Genomic DNA, 1301 nt, shown 5'->3' with positions numbered 1-1301 from the left:
TCTATATCTATTGGTTTGCTATATAAATACCCTTGTAAATAATCACAGTTCATACTCAATAGCGCTTGCTCTACTTCTTTGGTTTCTATTCCTTCAGCTACTACATCGCAATTTAATCGGCTCGCCAAAAACAACGTAGATTCTACAATAGCGTAATCAGGCGGATTAATGAGCATATCTTTGATAAACGATTGATCTATTTTTATCTGGTTTATGGGCAACTCCCTTAATAACGACAGTGACGAAAATCCCGTACCAAAATCATCAACACTAAATTTAAATCCACGCATACTTAACTGCTGCATCATTTTTCTTGCTGCGGGTATGTTTGTCATCATTGCCCCTTCTGTAATTTCAAATATTAGTGAATCACTTAAAGTCGGGTCAGTAGTAAGTAAGCTAATTATAAATTCGTAAAACTCGCTGCTTTCAATATCTTTCGTTGATAAGTTGACATGAATAGTACCGGTAAACCCAAACAGTTTAAGTTTTCTAATATGGTTAACTGCTTCTTGTACAACCCATTTCGATAAAACAAAAATAAGCCCTGTACGCTCAGCTACACTTATAAACTTTTCAGGACTAATAAAGCTACCATCAGCTTGCGGCCATCGGATCAGCGCTTCTAGGCCATGCAATTGAATATCTTTGGAGTTCATTATTGGTTGTAAATAAAGCTCGAACTCACCTTTGTGTAACGCGGCTTTAATTTTGACTGATAAATCAAAAAAGTCCTCAGCTCGTTTACCTATTTCAGGTGAGTAATTTACTAAAGGTTGAAATGTCTTTTTTGCTTCATGCAGTGCCAAGTTGGCTTTTTTTAGTAACTGGTCGGGTAATCGGCTATCATCTGGGAAACGGCTTACGCCTATACTTAATTGTATTTTAACCATTTGCTCATGTGTACAAAACGGAGCTTTAACGGCTGAGTTTATAATATTTACACAGTGAGCCATGCTTTCATCAGTATCGGTATTCAGTAAAAACGCAAACTCATCCCCCCCTATTCGATATAACTTAGCAATGCCACATAGTTCTTTGCTTAACTTATTAGCAAAAGCAGCCAGTAGTTGATCACCACATTGATGACCAAACGCATCATTAATTTGTTTAAAATTATTTAAATCAATATAAAATAATGCAAATGAAGAAGGGTAATCGACTTGTTTACTCAAGGATTTAAAAAAGTTATTGCGGTTGGGTAAGGTTGTTAAGTTATCGTGCTCAGTTTGATATTTTTGATACTGCGTTGCTTGCTCTATTTTAAGGATGCTTTTCAAACTCAGTTTGACAACTAAGAA

The 1301-nt window shown here is 35.8% G+C and carries 1 protein-coding gene; it reads right to left on the bottom strand.

All coding sequences use genetic code 11. The annotated features are described in order from the left end of the window. Positions 1 to 1280: bifunctional diguanylate cyclase/phosphodiesterase (locus H5072_RS19710; protein ID WP_259396002.1), on the bottom strand; the 1280-nt coding region annotated here is incomplete at its 3' end. Positions 1281 to 1301 lie beyond the last annotated feature (21 nt).

It is taken from the genome of Pseudoalteromonas sp. SR45-5 (assembly GCF_014163565.1).
Classification (GTDB): Bacteria; Pseudomonadota; Gammaproteobacteria; order Enterobacterales; family Alteromonadaceae; genus Pseudoalteromonas; species Pseudoalteromonas distincta.
The sequence above is the reverse complement of the archived record's forward strand: the minus strand, read 5'-3'. Positions and strand labels throughout refer to the sequence as shown.